The sequence below is a fragment of the Pedobacter jeongneungensis genome, assembly GCF_000633455.1.
Lineage (GTDB): Bacteria > Bacteroidota > Bacteroidia > Sphingobacteriales > Sphingobacteriaceae > Pedobacter > Pedobacter jeongneungensis_A.
Genome location: NZ_AYMG01000011.1, coordinates 1 through 19,786, shown reverse-complemented (window position 1 = coordinate 19,786; position 19,786 = coordinate 1). Strand labels below are relative to the sequence as shown.

At 37.1% G+C, this 19,786-nt stretch carries 22 protein-coding genes; 8 read left to right on the top strand and 14 right to left on the bottom strand.

Features of this window, described 5'->3' with window-relative positions:
- Positions 1-76: 76 nt before the first annotated feature.
- The 5 genes from U859_RS0110410 (at position 77) to U859_RS0110390 (ending at position 4,794) form a co-directional block, all read left to right on the top strand.
- Entirely contained in the window at positions 77-268 is a 192-nt protein-coding gene (locus U859_RS0110410; protein WP_010599638.1) for a cold-shock protein, read from the top strand.
- 310 nt (positions 269-578) lie between these two features.
- The gene (locus tag U859_RS0110405) at positions 579-986 is read left to right on the top strand and encodes a GxxExxY protein (protein WP_025143314.1); all 408 of its coding nucleotides are present in this window, start codon (positions 579-581) and stop codon (positions 984-986) included.
- A 277-nt stretch (positions 987-1,263) separates the two neighbouring features.
- The gene (locus U859_RS0110400) at positions 1,264-1,944 is read left to right on the top strand and encodes a succinate dehydrogenase cytochrome b subunit (protein ID WP_025143313.1); all 681 of its coding nucleotides are present in this window, start codon (positions 1,264-1,266) and stop codon (positions 1,942-1,944) included.
- 17 nt (positions 1,945-1,961) lie between these two features.
- Positions 1,962-3,941, top strand: coding sequence for a fumarate reductase/succinate dehydrogenase flavoprotein subunit (locus tag U859_RS0110395; RefSeq protein ID WP_025143312.1), 1,980 nt, complete (start codon positions 1,962-1,964; stop codon positions 3,939-3,941).
- An 82-nt stretch (positions 3,942-4,023) separates the two neighbouring features.
- Positions 4,024-4,794, top strand: a complete 771-nt coding sequence (locus U859_RS0110390; RefSeq protein WP_025143311.1) for a succinate dehydrogenase/fumarate reductase iron-sulfur subunit — start codon at positions 4,024-4,026, stop codon at positions 4,792-4,794.
- Between the two features lie 399 nt (positions 4,795-5,193).
- On the opposite strand, the gene U859_RS0110385 is transcribed toward U859_RS0110390, so the two are convergent.
- The 8 genes from U859_RS0110385 to U859_RS0110350 all read right to left on the bottom strand — a co-directional run bounded on the left by U859_RS0110385 (position 5,194) and on the right by U859_RS0110350 (position 11,273).
- On the bottom strand, positions 5,194-5,592 hold the full coding sequence (locus U859_RS0110385; protein ID WP_084153050.1) for an energy transducer TonB: 399 nt from the start codon (positions 5,590-5,592) through the stop codon (positions 5,194-5,196).
- A 26-nt stretch (positions 5,593-5,618) separates the two neighbouring features.
- On the bottom strand, positions 5,619-6,260 hold the full coding sequence (locus U859_RS0110380; protein WP_025143309.1) for a TonB-dependent receptor plug domain-containing protein: 642 nt from the start codon (positions 6,258-6,260) through the stop codon (positions 5,619-5,621).
- Between the two features lie 5 nt (positions 6,261-6,265).
- Entirely contained in the window at positions 6,266-8,260 is a 1,995-nt protein-coding gene (locus U859_RS0110375; protein ID WP_025143308.1) for a M56 family metallopeptidase, read from the bottom strand.
- The gene (locus U859_RS0110370) at positions 8,257-8,634 is read right to left on the bottom strand and encodes a BlaI/MecI/CopY family transcriptional regulator (protein ID WP_025143307.1); all 378 of its coding nucleotides are present in this window, start codon (positions 8,632-8,634) and stop codon (positions 8,257-8,259) included. The genes U859_RS0110375 and U859_RS0110370 overlap by 4 nt, the downstream gene beginning before the upstream one ends.
- A gap of 217 nt (positions 8,635-8,851) precedes the next feature.
- On the bottom strand, positions 8,852-9,493 hold the full coding sequence (locus U859_RS0110365; RefSeq protein ID WP_025143306.1) for a response regulator transcription factor: 642 nt from the start codon (positions 9,491-9,493) through the stop codon (positions 8,852-8,854).
- A gap of 2 nt (positions 9,494-9,495) precedes the next feature.
- Entirely contained in the window at positions 9,496-10,287 is a 792-nt protein-coding gene (locus U859_RS0110360; protein WP_025143305.1) for a sensor histidine kinase, read from the bottom strand.
- Positions 10,254-10,901, bottom strand: coding sequence for a hypothetical protein (locus tag U859_RS0110355; protein ID WP_025143304.1), 648 nt, complete (start codon positions 10,899-10,901; stop codon positions 10,254-10,256). The genes U859_RS0110360 and U859_RS0110355 overlap by 34 nt, the downstream gene beginning before the upstream one ends.
- A 3-nt stretch (positions 10,902-10,904) precedes the next feature.
- Complete coding sequence (locus U859_RS0110350; RefSeq protein ID WP_162799912.1) at positions 10,905-11,273, bottom strand: hypothetical protein; 369 nt, start codon at positions 11,271-11,273, stop codon at positions 10,905-10,907.
- 318 nt (positions 11,274-11,591) lie between these two features.
- Here U859_RS0110350 and U859_RS0110345 point away from each other — a divergent pair, with 318 nt between their 5' ends.
- Positions 11,592-11,822, top strand: a complete 231-nt coding sequence (locus U859_RS0110345; protein WP_025143302.1) for a response regulator transcription factor — start codon at positions 11,592-11,594, stop codon at positions 11,820-11,822.
- A 95-nt stretch (positions 11,823-11,917) separates the two neighbouring features.
- Here U859_RS0110345 and U859_RS0110340 read toward each other — a convergent pair whose 3' ends face one another.
- From U859_RS0110340 to U859_RS0110325, 4 genes are all read right to left on the bottom strand, one after another.
- Positions 11,918-13,486: a M28 family metallopeptidase gene (locus tag U859_RS0110340; protein WP_029985625.1), complete on the bottom strand. Its 1,569-nt coding sequence runs from the start codon at positions 13,484-13,486 to the stop codon at positions 11,918-11,920.
- 119 nt (positions 13,487-13,605) lie between these two features.
- Positions 13,606-14,403, bottom strand: coding sequence for an ABC transporter permease (locus U859_RS0110335; protein ID WP_025143300.1), 798 nt, complete (start codon positions 14,401-14,403; stop codon positions 13,606-13,608).
- Between the two features lies 1 nt (position 14,404).
- Positions 14,405-15,313, bottom strand: a complete 909-nt coding sequence (locus tag U859_RS0110330; protein WP_025143299.1) for an ABC transporter ATP-binding protein — start codon at positions 15,311-15,313, stop codon at positions 14,405-14,407.
- 5 nt (positions 15,314-15,318) lie between these two features.
- Positions 15,319-15,576 (bottom strand): hypothetical protein, encoded by a 258-nt coding sequence (locus U859_RS0110325; RefSeq protein WP_025143298.1) that lies wholly within the window; start codon positions 15,574-15,576, stop codon positions 15,319-15,321.
- A gap of 259 nt (positions 15,577-15,835) precedes the next feature.
- On the opposite strand from U859_RS0110325, the gene U859_RS0110320 reads away from it, so the two are divergent.
- A complete protein-coding gene (locus U859_RS0110320; protein WP_029985623.1) occupies positions 15,836-16,870 on the top strand; it encodes a sensor histidine kinase in 1,035 nt (344 codons plus the stop codon).
- A gap of 58 nt (positions 16,871-16,928) precedes the next feature.
- Positions 16,929-17,678: a LytR/AlgR family response regulator transcription factor gene (locus U859_RS0110315; protein ID WP_025143296.1), complete on the top strand. Its 750-nt coding sequence runs from the start codon at positions 16,929-16,931 to the stop codon at positions 17,676-17,678.
- A gap of 240 nt (positions 17,679-17,918) precedes the next feature.
- On the opposite strand, the gene U859_RS0110310 is transcribed toward U859_RS0110315, so the two are convergent.
- Both U859_RS0110310 and tnpA read right to left on the bottom strand, forming a co-directional pair.
- Entirely contained in the window at positions 17,919-18,677 is a 759-nt protein-coding gene (locus tag U859_RS0110310) for a lysophospholipid acyltransferase family protein (protein WP_025143295.1), read from the bottom strand.
- A gap of 36 nt (positions 18,678-18,713) precedes the next feature.
- Positions 18,714-19,175, bottom strand: a complete 462-nt coding sequence (tnpA, locus tag U859_RS0110305; RefSeq protein WP_025143294.1) for an IS200/IS605 family transposase — start codon at positions 19,173-19,175, stop codon at positions 18,714-18,716.
- Positions 19,176-19,786: the final 611 nt, after the last annotated feature.

The window sequence follows — 19,786 nt, the reverse complement described above, 5'->3', positions numbered from 1 at the left end:
ATTTATATAATAAAAAATAAAAAATTGATTTATAGGTATTTAACTATATCTTTGAAACAAATTAAAATACAATATAATGCAACAAGGAACAGTAAAATTTTTTAATGAAACTAAAGGTTTCGGATTTATCACTCCATCTAATGGCGATGCCGAAATTTTTGTTCATGCTTCAGGCTTAATCGACAACATTCGCGAGAATGATACCGTAAACTACGATGTAGAAGAAGGTAGAAAAGGCCTAAACGCGGTAAATGTAAAAGTAGCTTAAGAAAACTCGAACACATAAATCGTTAAAAGTCCCGATGCAAATCGGGACTTTTTTTGTGGAATACGTTTTATTATTATACGTATTATTCCTTTAAAACAATCTCCAGCTATAAGTTATATTTTTTCACCATTAAGAAGTTAAGATGATTAAGGTTTATTCAATTACTTTTCTTAATGTTCCTTAACTCCTTAATCGTGCAGGATTTTTGAATGATTAAATTAAATCCATATTTTAGTTGCTAAACAAGCGGTTTCTTAATAATTCCCTTTATCATCCCTTAGTGCCGCATATTATTTAAAATAATAAGGAGATGACAAAAAAAGAGGTTACACAATTATCATACGAAATAACAGGCTTCGCCATTAAAGTTCACAATGTACTTGGCCCCGGTCTGCTAGAGCATGTTTATGAACATTGTTTAAAATACGAATTAGAAAGAAACGGATTTAAGGTTTCTCAGCAATTATTGTTATCCGTAATGTATGATGATTTTCCAATGGATTTAGATTTACGACCTGATCTGTATGTTAACGATTGTATTGTAGTGGAAATAAAAGCAATCACGAATGTCTTACCAGTTCATCAGGCGCAGCTCCAAACTTATATGAAACTTCTTGGTGCTCCCCAAGGTTTGTTGATCAACTTTTTTACTGATAACATTACCAAAAGTATAGTGCCTATCGTTAACGAATATTTTAAGATTTTGCCTGACAAATGATTATTGTCGATTTAGAAATTCTTAATGTCCTTAATTCCTTAATGGTAAAAACGGATAAGCGACGGTAAATACAGTTTCCTACTGGTAAAATGATTTAGCATAACCGCTGATATCAACATTCGAAACCATAAATAATCCCATATTCTTTCAATTATTTCCGATTATGCTTTAGAATGTTTCTAAATAAATGATTTATCGTTGTTTTGTCATAATCGTTTATAAATTAAACTCATAATTAGATACTTTTGCAAGAAATTTAGATATAAATCCTAATCAAATGAGTGGTTTCGGAAATGCATTTTCTTCATCAATAGGGAAGAAATTCATCATGGGTATTACAGGTTTGTTCCTGATACTTTTTTTAATTGTACACTGCGGTATTAATGCTTTAATATTTATTAGCGACGGTGGTTTAACATTTAACGTAGGCGCACATTTTATGGCCACTAACTGGATTATCCGGGCAGGCGAAATTGTGTTATTTATTGGCTTGCTTGCGCACATTTTTCAGGCGTTACGTTTAACGTTGCAAAACCAAAAAGCCAGACCGGTTAAATATGCCGTAAACGATGGTAAAGCAAACAGTAAATGGTATAGCCGTTCAATGGGCTTATTAGGTACACTTTTGTTAATCTTTTTGGTGGTTCACCTGAAAGATTTCTGGGTAGTTTCGCGTTTTACCGGAATCCCAACAGTTGATGCCAATGGCCACGAAGACCTTTATGCCGTAATGAAAGAAAAATTTCAGGATCCGGTGAGGGTTGCCGTATACATTTTGGCTATGTTTTCTTTGTGCTATCACCTGTTACATGGTTTTGCTTCAGCTTTCCAAACATTGGGCTGGAACCACTCAAAATATAACGGTATTATTAAAGGAGCTGGCGTTTGGTATTCGATCATTATTTCGATCCTTTTCGCAGCCATGCCGATTGCAGTTTATTTCGGTCTTATTCAATAATTTTTAGCACAAAAGATATGTCAGATATTAATTCAAATATTCCAGAAGGCGAATTAACCAGCAAATGGACAAAATATAAGTCTTCTGTGCCTTTGGTAAACCCATCGAACAAAAGAACTATTGAGGTAATCATTGTAGGTTCGGGTTTAGCAGGTGCTTCGGCGGCCGCTACTTTGGCCGAAATGGGTTATAAAGTTAAATGTTTCTGTTTTCAGGATTCACCACGTAGAGCGCACTCAATTGCTGCTCAGGGTGGTATCAATGCCGCTAAAAACTATCAAAATGATGGTGATAGCGTTTACCGTTTATTTTACGATACCATTAAAGGTGGTGATTATAGAGCACGCGAAGCTAACGTACATCGTTTAGCAGAGGTAAGTGCAAACATTATTGATCAGTGTGTGGCGCAGGGTGTGCCTTTGGCGCGCGAGTACGGCGGCTTGTTGGATAACCGTTCATTCGGTGGTACACAGGTTCAGCGTACTTTCTATGCTGCAGGTCAAACCGGTCAGCAATTATTATTAGGTGCATATTCTGCTTTAGAACGCCAGATTGGCATGGGTAAAGTAGAAATGTATACCCGTCATGAAATGTTGGAGGTTGTTAAAATCGATGGCAAGGCACGTGGTATCATTGCCCGTAACTTAATTACAGGAGAAATCGAGCGTCACTTCGGTCATGCCGTGGTATTAGGAACAGGTGGTTACGGAAACGTATTCTATCTTTCTACCAACGCAATGGGAAGTAATGTTACAGCGGCCTGGAAAGCGCATAAACAAGGAGCTTATTTTGCAAACCCTTGTTACACGCAGATTCACCCAACCTGTATCCCGGTTTCTGGCGATCACCAATCTAAATTAACCCTGATGTCTGAATCGTTACGTAACGATGGACGTATCTGGGTGCCTAAAAAGAAAGATGATAACCGTAAAGCTTCAGAAATTCCTGAGGATGAAAGAGATTATTATTTAGAGCGTCGTTACCCTGCTTTTGGTAACCTGGTTCCACGTGATGTGGCTTCCCGTGCGGCTAAAGAGCGTTGCGATGCCGGTTATGGCGTAGGTGCCTCTAAATTAGCTGTTTACCTGGATTTTAAGGCCAATACAGAGCGTTATGGAAAAATCGAAGCTTCTAAAGCGGGTAACCACAATCCTGATAAAGAAACCTGCATGCGTTTAGGTACTGCAGTAATTAAGGAAAAATATGGTAACCTGTTCGATATGTATGCACAGATTACTGGTGAGAACCCTTACGAAACGCCAATGCGTATCTATCCTGCTGTTCACTATACCATGGGCGGTTTATGGGTTGATTATAACTTAATGACATCTGTACCTGGTTTATACTGTACGGGAGAGGCTAACTTCTCTGATCACGGTGCTAACCGCTTAGGTGCATCTGCTTTGATGCAGGGTTTAGCTGATGGTTATTTCGTTCTTCCTTACACCATTGGTGCTTATTTATCAAAAGAGATTTCGGTAAAAGCAATCCCGACTGATCATCCTGCCTTTGTAGAGGCTGAAGAAAGAGCTGTTGGTATTTTAAATACTTTAATCAACATCAAAGGAACCAAATCGGTAGATCACTTCCACAAACGTTTGGGCCACATCATGTGGGAGAAATGTGGAATGGCGCGTAACGAAAAAGGCTTAAAAGAAGCGATTGAAGAAATCAGGGCTTTACGTCATGAATTCTGGAGTGATGTTCGTGTACCGGGAACCGCTGATGAGCTGAATACTGAACTGGAAAAAGCTGGCCGTGTAGCTGATTTTATCGAGTTAGGCGAGTTGATGTGTATTGATGCTTTAAACCGTAACGAAAGTTGTGGTGGTCACTTCCGTGAAGAGTATCAGACTGAAGAAGGTGAAGCCTTGCGTGATGACGTAGATTATGCATACGTAGCCGCCTGGGAATTTAAAGAAGGTGTAAACTTTGAACTTCATAAAGAAGAATTGAAGTTTGAAAATATTAAAGTAGCACAAAGAAGTTATAAATAGATAAGAGATGTGAGATGTGAGACATGAGATGAAAATTCTCAGTTCTCATATCTAATGTCTCAAATCTCAAATCTGAGATACAATGAGTACAGGAAATATGAACTTAACGCTAAAAGTTTGGCGTCAAAAAAATAACAAAACCAAAGGTGCTTTGGTAGATTATAAATTGGCCGATATTTCACCGGATATGTCTTTCTTAGAGATGTTCGATGTATTAAACGAACAATTAATTAATAAAGGTGAAGAGCCTGTTGTATTCGATCACGATTGCCGCGAGGGTATCTGTGGAATGTGTTCGATGTTTATCAACGGGCGCCCTCACGGACCAAAAGATTTGGTTACAACCTGCCAGTTGCACATGCGTTCTTTCAAAGATGGCGATACTATTGTGGTTGAGCCCTGGAGAGCAGCTGCATTTCCGGTTGTGAAAGATTTAACGGTTGATCGTTCTGCATTTGACAGGGTGATTGCCGCCGGAGGTTTTATTTCGGTAAACACAGGTAACGCCCAGGATGCAAATAACTTGCCAATTCCTAAAATGCAGGCAGATGCTGCCTTTGAAGCTGCGGCCTGTATCGGTTGCGGTGCTTGCGTAGCAACCTGTAAAAATGCTTCGGCGATGCTTTTCGTATCCGCTAAGATCTCTCAACTGGCATTGTTGCCGCAAGGTCAGCCAGAGCGTTATCGTCGCGTACAGAGCATGGTAGCGCAAATGGATGCTGAAGGTTTTGGTAACTGTACCAACACAGGTGCCTGCGAAGCAGAATGCCCTAAAGGGATTTCTTTAGAAAACATTGCCCGCATGAACCGTGATTTTGCTTCTGCAAAATTCGTTTCAGAAGAAACGGTTTAAAAAATATACTGTGCGTTCCGATTTATCGGAATTCTTGAGCCTCAAACCTGGTTTGGGGCTTTTTTATCCCGTTAACTTTTTGCTAATTTTTACGCTGTGCTTTTGACTTCGTAATCAGGTTTTTAACAGGAAATACGGGCTTTGAAAACATACGAAACAGTAATGCTTTCAATTGAAAGTATTACAAGATTAAGTGTAGCGAAATAAAAGTTTGCGAAAGTTGCAATAATCTTATGTTAGCATATTAAAATTTTGCCTAAATAGAAATTTTATTCTGTAATATTTGCATATACATTAAAATTTTTCTAAATTTAGTCTTCCGAGACAGGAGAGAAAACATAAAACCCCGGCAACTTTTGCTGGGGTTTTGTGGTTTTAAGCGGATGGATAGAATAGAATTTAGTCCATCTTAAAGTTAACATTGATGTTATACTTTACGCGCACTGGCCTGCCATCAATTAAGCCAGGGTTCCATCTTGGCGATTTGCTTAATACCCTTAAAGCTTCATCATCTGTTTCTTTGGATAAGCCCCTGGTAATTTGTACATCAGTTAAGGTTCCGTTTTTCTCTACCACGAAAGAAGCAAATACTTTGCCCTGGGTTTTATCTTTCTTAGCTACCGCCGGGTATTTAATTTCACGGCCTAAGTACGCATAAAACTTTGAAATGCCGCCCGGATATTCTGGAGCCTTTTCTAGTGAAGTAAAATCATAAATTTTGTCCTGAGTATCCTGCGCTTTAGCAGAATTAAAGAACATGGCAATGCCCGTTAGGGCTAAAAACATTAGCTTTCTCATTGTTTTTTATTAAGTGAACTGATTAGTTAGTTTTTCTTGGGGTTGGTTTTAGCTTTTTTGGTCGTGATAATAATTACGCCATTTTTAGCCTTTTCTCCATATCCGGAGGTGCCGGACGCATCTTTAATAATTTCGACACTTTCGATACTTTCCTTATCGAGGGTTTCGGTTCCCGAAGCTTCCTTGCCATCAATGATATATAATGGTGCAGCTTTTCCGTTTTTTAATTTAATTCCGTTTTTAGTAACAGAGAAATTAGAATCGCCATCTTTCGCTGTAGAACTTTGCGGACGAACGCTAAATCCGGTTACTTTGCCTTTTAATGGCACATCACCAATTTGTTTTGGAGTGGCTTTAAAGTCGTAGTTCCAAACTTGCTTGGTTTTTGTTTTCACTTCAATTACACCTGCAAAACCATCTGATCCATATTTAGCTACAGCTGAGCTATCCTTTAAAACGGTTATCGATTCGATATTACTCTCCATTTCAGATAGTAATGATGCGCCTCTAACATATTGTTTGTTACCATCAATCACAATTAGAGGCTCGGTACCTGAAGTTGATACACCTCGAAGCGTAATTCTAGGGGTTTTTGTGCTATCGGCTTTTTGTGCAAAACCTGCTAAACTAATGCCTATGATTAGGGTAAAGGTGAATAAAGTTCTCATATCGGTTAGAATTTTCTTTTAAAATCTAAGAAATTAGTGTTTTTGTCAATAGCCAAATCTTTTGCTTCAAGATTCCGGAAAACACTGTTTTTATTTTTGCTCGTAATAATAATAGCGCCATTCTTAGCTCTTGAGCCATAAAGATTCACCGCAGTTTGATCTTTTAAAACGGAAATAGATTCTATATTATTTGCATTTATCGTGCTCAATTGACTGTTATCTGGTAATTTAACACCATCTAAAATGATCAGTGCATCTAAGTTTGCGCCTTCTTTAAAGATTACCCGGTTTGCAGGTACATTGCTTAATTTAAGTGGCTTGGCCGGCTCATCATTCAGTGTGAAGTTTACATTGATATTGTACTTCACTCTTACAGCCATGCCGTTCGAACTTCCAGGATTCCATTTTGGCGATTCTTTTAAAACCCTGATTGCCTCTTCGTCTGTTCCGCTGCCTAAACCACGTGTAATCTGTATGTCGGTTAATGATCCATCTTTTTCGACTATAAAACTTAAAAACACTTTACCCTGAACATTATTATCCTGCGCCATTTTTGGATACTTAATACTGCCACCTAAGTATTTATAAAATTTAGCAATACCTCCGGGAAATTCTGGTTGTTTATCAATGGAAACAAAATCATAGACCTTTTTATCTGATTCATCCTGCTGCGTATTTGTGCTGTTTGCTGTTTCAGTGGGTTTATTGCTGTAAGAAACGATATTGATCCTATTCAGGTTTACATAGCCTGAAGATGCAGGCACAAATCTGTTTTTAAATTTTTGAGAAGATTCAGGTAAGCTAAAGCTAACCGTTAGGGCATATTTACCATCTGTTGTATTTTTAAAGCCCTTGTAAGCTAAAATGGCTTTTTTTACTTCTTCTTCACACCCTGAGCCAAGTACTGCGTTTGAGGCAATATCGGTTATTTTACCGCCCTTCAAATTAAATTTTATCTGAGTGTTCCCTTGTACTTCATCGTTGTTGGCCGCAGTTGGGTATTTAATCGTTTTTGATAAAAACTGATAAAACCCTTTCCAGTTTGCATCTGCTTTGCCATCAACTGAAACCCTGGGCGTTGAAACATCTTCGCTAGATTCGGTTGTAACAATTGCCTGTACCATTTCGATCGGTTTATCTAAAGGGATTTGATCGGAAATGGACATTAATTTTTCATTTTTACGTACTGTTGCAGATGAAAACACAATCAGTACGGCAAAAAGAGGGATAAAAATTCCATACTTCATAATAGCAGTCTTTTTTGACCGCTCTTTATGAAGCATGAAAATTCTTTTTTTAATCAGCGACTTTTCAAGAAAGCCGTTGGTTAAACTATTTGGTGAAATACCAAATGATTTACTCAATAACAACATGGCATATTCTGCCTTATCACCTTGAAATTCAGCCGCCAGTTCGTCGGCTAAAAATTCATGAATGTTTTTGATTGTTTTTTTATACAGGTAAATCACTGGATTTAACCAGGTTATAATACCTATAATTTCAAAGAAGAGCACATCAACAGTATGCCACTGTTTAATGTGCGCTTCTTCATGGATGTCGATCACATCCATTTGTGGTAATTCACGATCAATTATTTTCTTGCCAAAAAAAGCAAAGGCTGAGCCCGCCTTGTTTGATGAAATGAGTTTTTTAACCATTAAAAGGTTAAACACTAACCTACCCAGGAAAAACAAAATACCGGCACAATAAACATATACAAATGCGCTGGCCCAGTTAAAACCGGAATTGCGTTCTGTTACTATTGTGGCCTGTGCTAATACGGCATCCCAGTTAACCGATGTGTACACCTGTTGTGCTGCTTTTTGTTCCGTTAACCACTCTAAGCGGATAAATGGTATACATAGCGACAAAACTCCCGAAGATATGAGATAAATGCGGTTGAGTGTAAAATAGGTTTCCTTATCTAGCAGTAGCTTGTAGAAGCCGTAAAAAACAATTAAGTATAAGTGTACCTGTAATAAGTAGTGGGCAAAACTCATTTTGGCTTATGTTTAATTTTATTGATCATTTTTAAAATTTCATCAACATCGCTTAAATCCAGCTTTTCTTCTTTAACAAAGAACGAAAACATGCTCTCTACCGAATTCTCGAAGTAATTGCCCAAAAGTTTTTCTGTTGCATGGCGCTTATATTCTTCCCTGCTTACTAAGGGATGATATTGGTGTGCTTTACCAAAGGCCTCATGACCGATAAAGCCTTTTGTTTCCAGAATTCTGATAATGGTTGATACGGTGTTGTAGGCAGGTTTAGGGAGTGGAAGCTCATCAATTACTTCTTTGACGAATGCTTTTTCCAATTGCCATAAAACCTGCATAATCTGTTCTTCAGCCTTGGTTAAATCTTTAATTTCCATAATAGTTAATAATAATAAGGATAACAGCAAATTTATTTGCCTTAGCTAAAGTTAAAACTAATATATTAGTTATCCAAATTTTATTTAAAAATTATTTCACAAATTTTTAATGCTGAATTTTTCAGGTTTAAGTAAATTTTTTGGGATTATGGATTAATGTAGTTGTAGTGTTACTATCTGTAAATAAGATTGTTATCGATTATTTGGCTTCGATATGTTATATGGTTATGAGGTTGTTTTTGATACCGTATACTACTAATCCGGTGCGTGACTTAATATTTAGCTTTGCAAAAAGAGATTCCCTATAGTTGTCAACCGTGCGCGGACTCACGTTCATGAGGTCTGCAATTTCTTTATAAGTGAGTTCGGTACTGCAATATTGTAAAAAGGTAAGCTCTCTGTTAGAGAATACGGGCTTAGTATCTGTGTCTTTTAATGCTACAAGGAGCCTGCCAGATACCAGTTCATTTACAAAGAAGCCTTTATCTACAATTACTTTTATTGCGGTTAACAAATCAGACGGTGTTGATTCTTTAAGCATATAACCTCCTGCACCAGCCTTGAGCATCCCAATAATTGCTTTTTCATCTTCGAGCATACTCAATGCAAGCACATGAACATTTGGGTAATTGGTTTTAACCCAATTGGTAGCCGCAAAACCATCCATAACAGGCATATTGATGTCCATTAATACCAGTTGAATTTCTGAGTGTCGTGTAATCTTTGTTTGAAGATCAACACCATTAACGGCTTCGAATGCGATTTTGATTTCATCAAATTCTTCTAACAGACTTGCCAATCCCGAACGGAAAAGCGTGTGGTCATCAACAATTGCTATGGAGATACTTTGATTCTGCATAATTAAGGGTAGGGGATTTCAATTGCAATGGACGTACCTTTGCCAGGGGCCGAATTTAATGCTAATTTTCCATTGATCATCTCAATTCTTTTATAAATAGAATTAAGTCCCATTCCTGCTTTTTTTGCATTAATTTCATCAGGGTTAAAACCTATGCCATTTTCTGTAACCTTCAAATGCAATGCACCATCTTCCAGGTAAGAATCAATCTGTATGTAAGTAGCCTGGGCATGTTTAATCACGTTATTGATAATCTCCTGTAGTAAACGCAGGATAATCAAATCTTTATCAGGAGATACAAGTTGTGAATCTGTAAGCAGGTTATTGGTTTTTAATTCGTAAGTGCCGGCTTTACCAAGCCAGTTAATTTCCTGATCTATTGCATGGCCAATACCATTTTCTACCAATTGCTCGCCATGTAAAAGTTTGGCCAGCTCCCGTAGTTCTTTGATGGATTTATTAACAAGTGATAACGAATTTTCGATTTTCCTTTTTGCTTTTTCAGCGTCGTTTAAGTTTACTGAGTTTAGAGTAAGGGTGGTTAGGCTAAGCAACTGGCCAACATTATCATGTAGTTCGGTAGCAATGCTCTGCATGGTTTGGTCCTGCACCTCTATACGTGTTTGAAGGATTTCGGAGTCGAACCTCTGTTGCATATTCTGTTTTTCCAGAAAATGATTCTTTTTGTGCCGGTTGTAAGACCTGATATATAAAATCAAAAACACGGGCATCAATAAGAATACCAATGTAGAAACGGCAACTAAGAGTGCAATTTTCGTTGTTTCATTCTGCATATAAAGGAATATACCCAAAGGCTATATAAAATAAGGTTTAACAATACGTAGATGCAATATCGTAATGTAGCAACGCCGATAATTTTTACACTGAACAGGCCATCAAATATATTTGACATGGTGCTTCCGAAGTAATAAAACAATACACCTGTTACCCACCAAAATTCCGGATGGGTTTTGATATTGATAAAATTTTCATCCTTTAATAAGAGGTAATAGTAATAGAGGCAATAGAGGGTGAAAAATACAGACATTACGCTAATGGTAAGCGTATTTGGATCGGTAAAAGGATGGGTAAAGAGAAAAATAAAATAGGTAAGGTAAACCACACCCGAGCCTATTAAAAAAATAGGTTTCGGGGTGGTGTATTGTTTTAAACAACAATAAAGGCCATATAAAATGGTACTGCTTTCGAATATTAAAAAAATATTGAAAAGCCATAAATTGTGTATATGTTTCGAAGCAAGATAAATAGCATAAAGTTCTGTACCCAAAGCAATGGCAATGTAGCAGGTGATCACCTTCCAAAAAACATTCCTGTCTTTCCAAACCAGCAAAATTGCGGTAATTAAACAGGTAATCTCCGCTATAACTATGGGTGATACGTACCTCATTCTTTATAAGCTTGTTCCTTCACACATGTCTGGGCATGCAGTACCTCTGTTCTCAATATTGCCCAAATCATCTTTATGGTCTTCATTTCCATTACTTCCACCGCCATAACCCACACTTGGTGTAGTTGGCACTAACAATAAGGTATTTCGGCCTTCATATGATTTAGGAACACCTTCAATAGCCCCTTCCAAATATTGTGCAAAATAAATTCTTAACCCATCATACTTGCCTTCACTCATTGATTTTGCTATTTCTAAAATCTGATCTGCCGGAAACCATACAGCCTTAGTATAAGATTCTTCAGACGTCATTCCGTCTTTGGCGTAGGCAGCAACCATAGCCTTTGCAACCTTCGGATCGATAGGTTCCATATTTAATTTTTTGCTCATAAAAGTTAAAGAGTTTGTTTGTTTGTAAAAAGCCTAAAAATCGATAATAATAAATGATCTGTCAAGAAGTATTTGCATTTAAAATACCGTAAAAATACCCTTTTATTTAAGGTGTTTTGCAGCATCGACGAATTACGGTATAGCACTACTTTTGGTATACAGTAGCAGATTAAAATTTGCACTGCGAAAAACAAACTCAATCTATCCTTAATGAACACAATTTTTGGACTTATTTAAAAATAAGTCTATTTGATGACGAAGCCGATTAATCTTATAATTAAAATTTAAATTCTTTCAAAAATGATAAACAATATCCTACTACAGGAAAATCATGGTTCGATCAGCGAAAGGGAGGTTGAGATTGTACACCTGTTATCAATGGGTTACAACAGTAAAGAAATCGGCGAAATGCTTTTTATTAGCGAACATACGGTTAATACGCACCGTAGAAATATGGTAAGAAAGCTCGATCTTAAAAACTCTTACCAATTAATTGTTTGGGCGTTTAAAGAACGAATACTATCCTTCTAAGGGATTAAAGATATATTATAACCTCTCATTCTAAACAACAAAGCCTGCTATTTGATTTCTAAAGTCAAATCAGCAGGCTTTTGTATTTCTTGGTTTTATGGTCTGGCAGGTTGTGGGGCAGGCAATTCTTTTCTAGGAATCTGTGCTTCACGCTGCGAAGTATTGTAAACAAACGATGCTATAATGGTTGCTGCCTGTTTTAAATCATCTTCAACAAGCCTGTCGTAAGTATCCATATTGCTATGATGGGTACGGGTATTATAATCAGCAGGGTCTTGTATAAACTGGAAACCCGGAATGCCTACCGCATCAAAAGCCTGGTGGTCGGTACCGCCGGTATTATTGATGGTGATGGTTGTTGCGCCAAGATCGTTAAACGGCGTTAGCCAGCTTTGAAAAATTGGTCCGGCGGCGGCATTGCCCTGTAAATAAACACCGCGTATTTTTCCTGTTCCATTATCAAGGTTGTAATAGGCTGATATTTTTTTCTGATCAGGCGTTAATACCATCGTTTTTGGATCGCCGAAATGTTTTGCAACATAACCCCTCGAACCAAATAAACCCTGCTCTTCTGAACTCCATAAGGCGATACGAATAGTACGTTTTGGTTTAAAATCAATTGCTTTTAAAATGCGCATGGCTTCTATCATTACAGTAGAGCCTGCTGCATTATCAGTTGCTCCTGTTGCGGCATGCCACGAATCGAAATGACCGCCAATCATTACCACTTCATCTTTCAACTTTTTATCGGTTCCCGGAATTTCAGCAATTACATTGTAACCCTGCGGATCCTGATCGTAAAATGAGGTTTTGATATCGGCCTCAACTTCTACTGGTTTACCGGCACGCAAAAGGCGTAATATATGCAAGAAATCTTCTGCTGCTACTTCCAGCTCTGGCGATACGGGTTTGGCATCTAAAGCATAAGATGCTCCATTGCTGGTGAAAAATGTACCCTGTCCGCCACGTGCATAAGTTAAAACTAAGCCAACTTTTTCTTCAACCAACATGGCACTGATGGCGGCACGTACCTCACGCATTTTCATCATTTGTGCCATTCTATCAGCCATTGGTCCACCAGCCGGGCGCTGCCTTGCACCAGCAGCTTGTGGTTTTGCAGCAGCCATTTGTGCCAGTGTTGTGTCTGCATAGCGTGAAAAATCAGGTTTAATGCCACTGGTTAAAGGAGTGCCCTGATCCATCATGATAATTTTTCCGGCCAATTTGCCTTTGTATTTTGCTAAATCTGCTACACTATCTGCTTTGATTAAAATTACTTCCGATTTTATCGGACCGTTCGTGCCTGGTGTCCATGCTTTTGGTGAAGCAATAATGGCGTGATAATAAGGTAGTGTAGTGGCAGCATAATATTTATCAATCTGCCAGCCTTTACCGAAAGTTCCCCAGGCTTCGAGGTGCGCATTTTTTAATCCCCAATCGGTAAGCTGTTTTACAGCCCAATCCTGTGCTTTTTTTAAGCCTGGTGAGTTTGATAGGCGTGGTCCGCTCACATCGGTTAAGTTAAAAGCAATGTCCATTGCCTTTGAGTTTTCTAAACCTTCCTTTCTTATTTTCTGTACTACAGCTGCATCAGGGGTGTCTTGTGCAAAAGCTGAAAAGCATAAGCCGAAGGCAAATGCTGTGATGGTAAATCTTTTGATCATTTTCTGAATAATTTGTTGGTTGATTTTGATCTAAAATACATTTTAAACCCCTTCAAATTATTTTCCAATGATATTTTTACATGATTTCCTATTTAAATAGATAAGTTTTGGCTCAATATCTATTTTATACTCTTTTTAGTGACGATGAAATAGCCTATGATAAAAAGAATGGCCGCATAAATTAAACTTGTCCATATTTCTTGAGTAAAAACTGGAAAATCTAATGGATCAGCTCCTTTTTTCACTTTAGCAATCCGTAAAGCGAGTGTAGGTAAAGAATAAGGGATAAGATAAGAATACTTCCAGCCTACATTTGCTGTGATAATGCCCATAATGGTACCTACAAAACCTATTCCCATTGGTTTAAGGAAATCGGCCCACAATAAACTCAGGATAAACTGTACTGACAAAATACCCAATGAAGACAGGAATAGTTTAGTATAAGCGTTGATGAGGAGATTTAACGGGTTATACTGATCAAAATTATATTTTGGCACTAAAACCTGTAATAAATGACCGAAGGCAAAGGTTAAGGAAGCAAAAAGGAATAAACAGGTAAAAATTAAAAATACGGCATAAAGGTATTTTGCAGCATAAATAGAAAATTTATTCAGGGGCTGCGCGAAAAGCATTTTCCAGGTATCGTTTTTATGTTCAATATTATTAACCGAAAAAGCCATAAATATTACATAAAAAGGCATAATTAATAAACCCATTACGCCAAGCGCTGCACCGCTATACTGTGCCCATAATACCATGGGAGGGTAATGGAAGCCAAGAATTTTTTCAGAACCGGAATAAAAACCAAAGGTGATTAATCCACAAATAATTACCGGTAACAATATTGCAGCCCAAAAAGCAAGGGTTTTTCTCGATTTGTAAAATTCTGATACTAAAGATATGTAGAGGGTGCGCATGTTAGTGGGTTTTGGTAATATCCAGAAAAAGATTTTCGAGGTCCTTTTTTTGTTGGTAAAGGCTGCTTACTGTAAAGCCATTTTGAATAAGTAGTGTGTTTAACTCGCCGCTTTTTTGTGATGAAGTAAATGGAATAGTGATTTTTTTATCGGTTTGCGCTATAATGTCATAGCCTGCTTTTGTAATAAAAGCGCCGGCGCTTTCGATATTATTTAATTCAATTTCGAGCATGGGTTTGCTCAACAGGTGCAGCTCATCTATAGTACCCTGAAATAAGAGCTGGCCTTTATTGATAATGCCAACGTGTGTGGCTGTTCTTTCTATTTCTGCAAGGAGGTGGCTTGATACCAATATGGTTTTCTGGTGTTTGGTGGCCAATTCAATCATGAGGTTACGCACCTCAATGATGCCGTTTGGATCTAAACCATTGGTAGGTTCATCTAAAAGCAACAGTTCGGGATCTGAGATCAGTGCCTGGGCAATACCAAGACGCTGCTTCATTCCTAGAGAATATTTACTTGCTTTTTTGTTCGCTGCTTCCGTAAGGCCCACTAAAGCCAACATTTCGTCTGCTTTGATTTTTTTAATGCCGAGCAGGATACAACGATTGATCAGGTTTTCTTTACCTGTTAAATGACCGTAGATGGCCGGTTGTTCTACCAGGGCACCCACCCGCTTAAGGATGGCTATACGGTTGCTGTTTATTTCTTTGCCAAATATAAAAACCTGATCAGCTGGCGACTTCAGCAGGTTGAGTAATATTTTTATGGTGGTTGTTTTTCCGGCTCCATTTGGTCCCAAAAAGCCATATATACTGCCTTTTGGTACTTGTAACGAAAGGTCTTTTACAATGGTTTGGTTACCAAAGTTAAAGTTTAACCCTACAGTTTCGATAGCGTAATTGCCCATTGCTATTATTTAAAAATAGCTGTTGCCTGTTTTACGATCGCTTCTGAAGTTTTAGCAGGTTTAACTACTATTTCTGCATCATTTTGGTTGGTGCTTACTGTAAGTGTTAAAATGATCATCATAAATACTGGTAATAATAAAAGTAAAAATGGCGATGTGTTTCCTAACTTTTTCATGATGGTTTGTTTTATTTGAGCGGCTGCGAAAATACCATCAGCCATTACTGTTTGATTTTTTAAGTTGATTGCTGATGTAGTTTTCATATTGTTTTCGTTTTGATGATTCAAAGAAACTCAAGAAAAACAACCTGCTAAAATCTATTATACCAAGTGTTCAAGATTCTAGATCAACAGACATTTTTGGCGTTTGTCGATAAAATTTGCCCATTGGGCCGTTGGTAGAAAAAAAATGCCCGTTGGTAGATTGTGTAAGTAAATCGATAAAACTTTATTTATTTTGTGGCTTGAAGAATATGCGTTGGTTAAACGTATATCAGCTTCACCATTATTTAATATATTTCAAATGAAACAAAGTAGGGGCCCTTTAATATTACATGCTATTTTTTGGACAATTATTGTAATGCTAATTGTTGGGATGAATATTTTTGATACTTCAATACATACAGCTAAAGATTACTTTATCAGCTATGTGGTATATGGAATAATTAATATTTCAATTTTCTACATTAATTATATTTTCTTAATTCCTGAACTGATCAAGAAGAGGAAGAAATACTTTATATATGTATTAGCATTTCTATTATTAATTGCGGTATCTGTTGTTGCCAAAACCGCGATAGCCGTATTGTATCCGGATGATGTATTAACTACGGTAAGCGCTAAAGGAAAGCGAATGGATATACCGGTTCATAGTTTTGTGATCATGGTTACGTTCCTGTCGGGTTTTTTCTTAATCTGCAGCTGTATTATTAAATTCACCATCGACTGGTTTGCAAGTGAAAGGATCCAGCGCAATTTAGAGAGCGAACGCCGCGAAATGGAACTTCAGTTTTTAAAATCGCAGTTAAATCCTCATTTTCTTTTCAATTCGCTAAATAATATCTACTCTTTGGCTTACCAAAAATCAGATAAAACTGCTGATGCCATTATGAAGCTTTCGGAGATTATGCGTTACATGATTTATGAAAGCAATACACCAACGGTAGCTTTAAGCAAAGAAGTAGATTATTTAACGAGTTATATCGAACTGCAGAAAATAAGGTTTAAAGATGGTGCTTATATCGAGCTTACTTTGAACGGCGAAATCGATAATCAAAAAATTGTTCCTTTAATGTTGATTTCCTTTGTAGAGAATGCATTTAAACATGGTGTGGTAACCGATCCGGCCGAACCGGTAAAGATTAATATTATTGCCAACCAGAAAATTTTGCATTTTAGTGTTATCAACAAAAAGAACCAGCAGAATAAAGATGCGCAGGGTGGCGTGGGTTTAACCAATGTAGAACGAAGATTACAATTGGTTTATCCTGAAAGATATAAATTAAATGTTGTAAATTCGGCTACCCATTACACCTGCGAACTGATGATTGACATATAATCTGGTACTAAACCTGACCGGATTATAAGAAAATCATGAATTAAATAGATTAACCAAAATGAACTTAAACTGTATTGTTGTTGATGATGAGCCTTTAGCGCTTGATATTTTACAGGATTATATATCAAAAGTGCCTTTTTTAACAATGGTTAAAAGGTGCGAAAACCCAATTGAAGCTTTGCAGATTGTGCAGGGCGGGGGGATTGATCTTGTGTTTCTAGATATCCAGATGCCTGAACTTACGGGGATTCAGTTTTTGAAAATTGCCGGCAATAAATGCCATTATATTTTAACCACCGCTTACCCACAATATGCTTTAGAGAGTTATGATCTGAATGTTTCGGATTATTTATTAAAGCCAATTGCCTTCGACCGTTTTTATAAAGCGGTAGAAAAAGTACATAATCAGGTTAAACCAGTTGAAGCTCCGGCGAGTGTAGCACAGCCTATTATAACGCCTGCACCTTTTTCAGCACCATCCAACCCGGTTCAGGACTACATTTTTGTAAAAACAGAACATAAGATCCAAAAAATCTATCTCCACGATATTCTGTTTATAGAGGGTTTAAAAGATTACATTTCGATTTTCACCAAAGATGAACGCGTAATTACGCTGCAGAGCATGAAGAAAATGGAAGAAGCTTTACCTCAAAGCCAGTTTATCAGGGTGCACAAATCTTATATTGTTGCGGTTGATAAAATTGAAAGCATCGAACGTAGCCGAATTACGATTAACCAGAAAATTATCCCTGTGGGCGATACTTACCGAGATGAATTTTTCAGGGTAATTGGAAATAAGAATATTTAGAGCGGTTGACGCCAGGCGTTTAGCGCTTAACCAATTAACCACTTTGTTGCCACGGATTCACAGAAACACGGAATATTTTACGAGATAAATCGTCATTTCGAGCGCAGCCGAGAAATCTTTGAATTAATTAGCTTAACGATTTTTCATCTCGTTACACTTCAGTAGAAATGATAACTTGCATGAATCTATCATCCTGAGCGGAGCCGAAGGATCTTTAAAGAGTTAATAAAAAGTGTAAAATTACAAAGTAGCAGGCTGCTCCATTGGCTGACCTAAAACTTTTCTGATTTCGTTTTCTACTTCAAGTGTGATATCATTTGGTGTTTTTACACCCGGTTCTATTGGTTTTAAAACGGTCCATTTTAGGGCATTGCCTGTGGTTAATGGAAACATGCCAAAGCGTACAATTTTCCACGAATTTTCTATAGCCACAGGAACAACCAGTGCATTCGGAACTGCTTTTAAAATGGTGGCAATGCCGCCAAACTGAAAGGTTTTTAATCGGCCATCTTTTGCCCGTGTTCCCTCTGGAAAAATAACGGTACTCCAGTTGTTTTCTTTCATCCTACGGCCAAGTTTAATAATTTCGGAAATGGCCTGTTTATTGTCTTTCCTGTTGATATTGGCTCCGCCGCCTAAACGCAGGTTGATGGAAATAGAGGGGATTCCTTTGGTAAGCTCAATCTTTGAGATAAATTTTGCACTGTGTTTCCTTAAAAACCAGATCAAAGAAGGGATATCGTACATGCTTTGGTGGTTGGCTGCGAAAATGATAGGCCTATCAGTTGGCAGATCGTATTCGTTTTTAAAGCTAACAGAATTAAATAGAAAAATCTGGCAATAGGTAAGGAAAAAATTAAGGATATCAACAGAAACCTTATGCGCCTTATAGCCAAAAAGTTTAAAGCAAAGCCATTGTATAGGATGGAAAATGCAAAGGGTTAATCCGAAGAAAATATAAAAAATAGGGCTTAAAATATATCCAAAAAGCTTGCTCATCTGGTTGATTTAATAGGAAGCAAAGATAATAATAAATTATTCTGCTTCTTTGAAGATGTATTTTTCTTCGTATTCAATTTTAAAGGTTTTTAAAAAGCTGATATACTCTTGTAAAAAGGTTTCTTTTTTATGGTGTTGTTCTTGATTTTGGATATACTTAATAACGTTTTCTACATCACTTTTTGAATATGAAAATGCTCCATAACCTTCTTGCCAGGCAAATTTTATTTTACAAAAGCCCTGATCGTTTATCCATTTGGAACTTTCTGTTTTTACATTTTGGATCAGGCTGGAAATAGATTGGTGCGGTCGCATGCCGATAAAAATATGTATGTGATCGGGCATACAATTGATTTGGATCATTTTATGGTTATTGGCCTGGAATATTCCTGTAATGTATTTTAAAAGCCGCTCTTTCCATTCAGGTTTTATTAAAGAGGCTCGGAATTTAACTGCAAATACAAATTGGATATGCAATTGAGTGTAGGTATTCGGCATAGCGTTAATTGATTAAATATCAAACGTTCTACCGGGGATTTGTCACATAAGACAACAAGTAGGTTAATTTGGTGAAAGGTTCTTTTAAACCCATTATTAAATTAGGTATAATTTTTTAAATGACATAAAATACCAAGAATTTTTAGCGTCCCGGCCTTAAATACGAAACGTTCCTACGGAACGAAAAATTCACGTCATTATTTGGTTTCTACCTATGATTTGTCCCTAGCGGGACAGTGGATTTTTCTATAAAACGATTAGTTAATGAAATTTGATTATTTCCATGCTTAATACATTTCATATCCCATCTGAGATTTTGAGGGAAATTTTATGATTAAGGCACTATAATTCTTTATTAAATAGCTAAATGAACAGCAAACGTTCTTATGGAACGAAAATTATCTTCAAGTTTTGGGATTACCGATGATTTGTCCCTAACGGGACAGTGGATTTTTCTATAAAACGATTAGTTAATGAAATTTGATTATTTCCATGCTTAATACATTTCATATCCCATCTGAGATTTTGAGGGAAATTTTATGATTAAGGCACTATAATTCTTTATTAAATAGCTAAATGAACAGCAAACGTTCCTATGGAACGAAAATTAT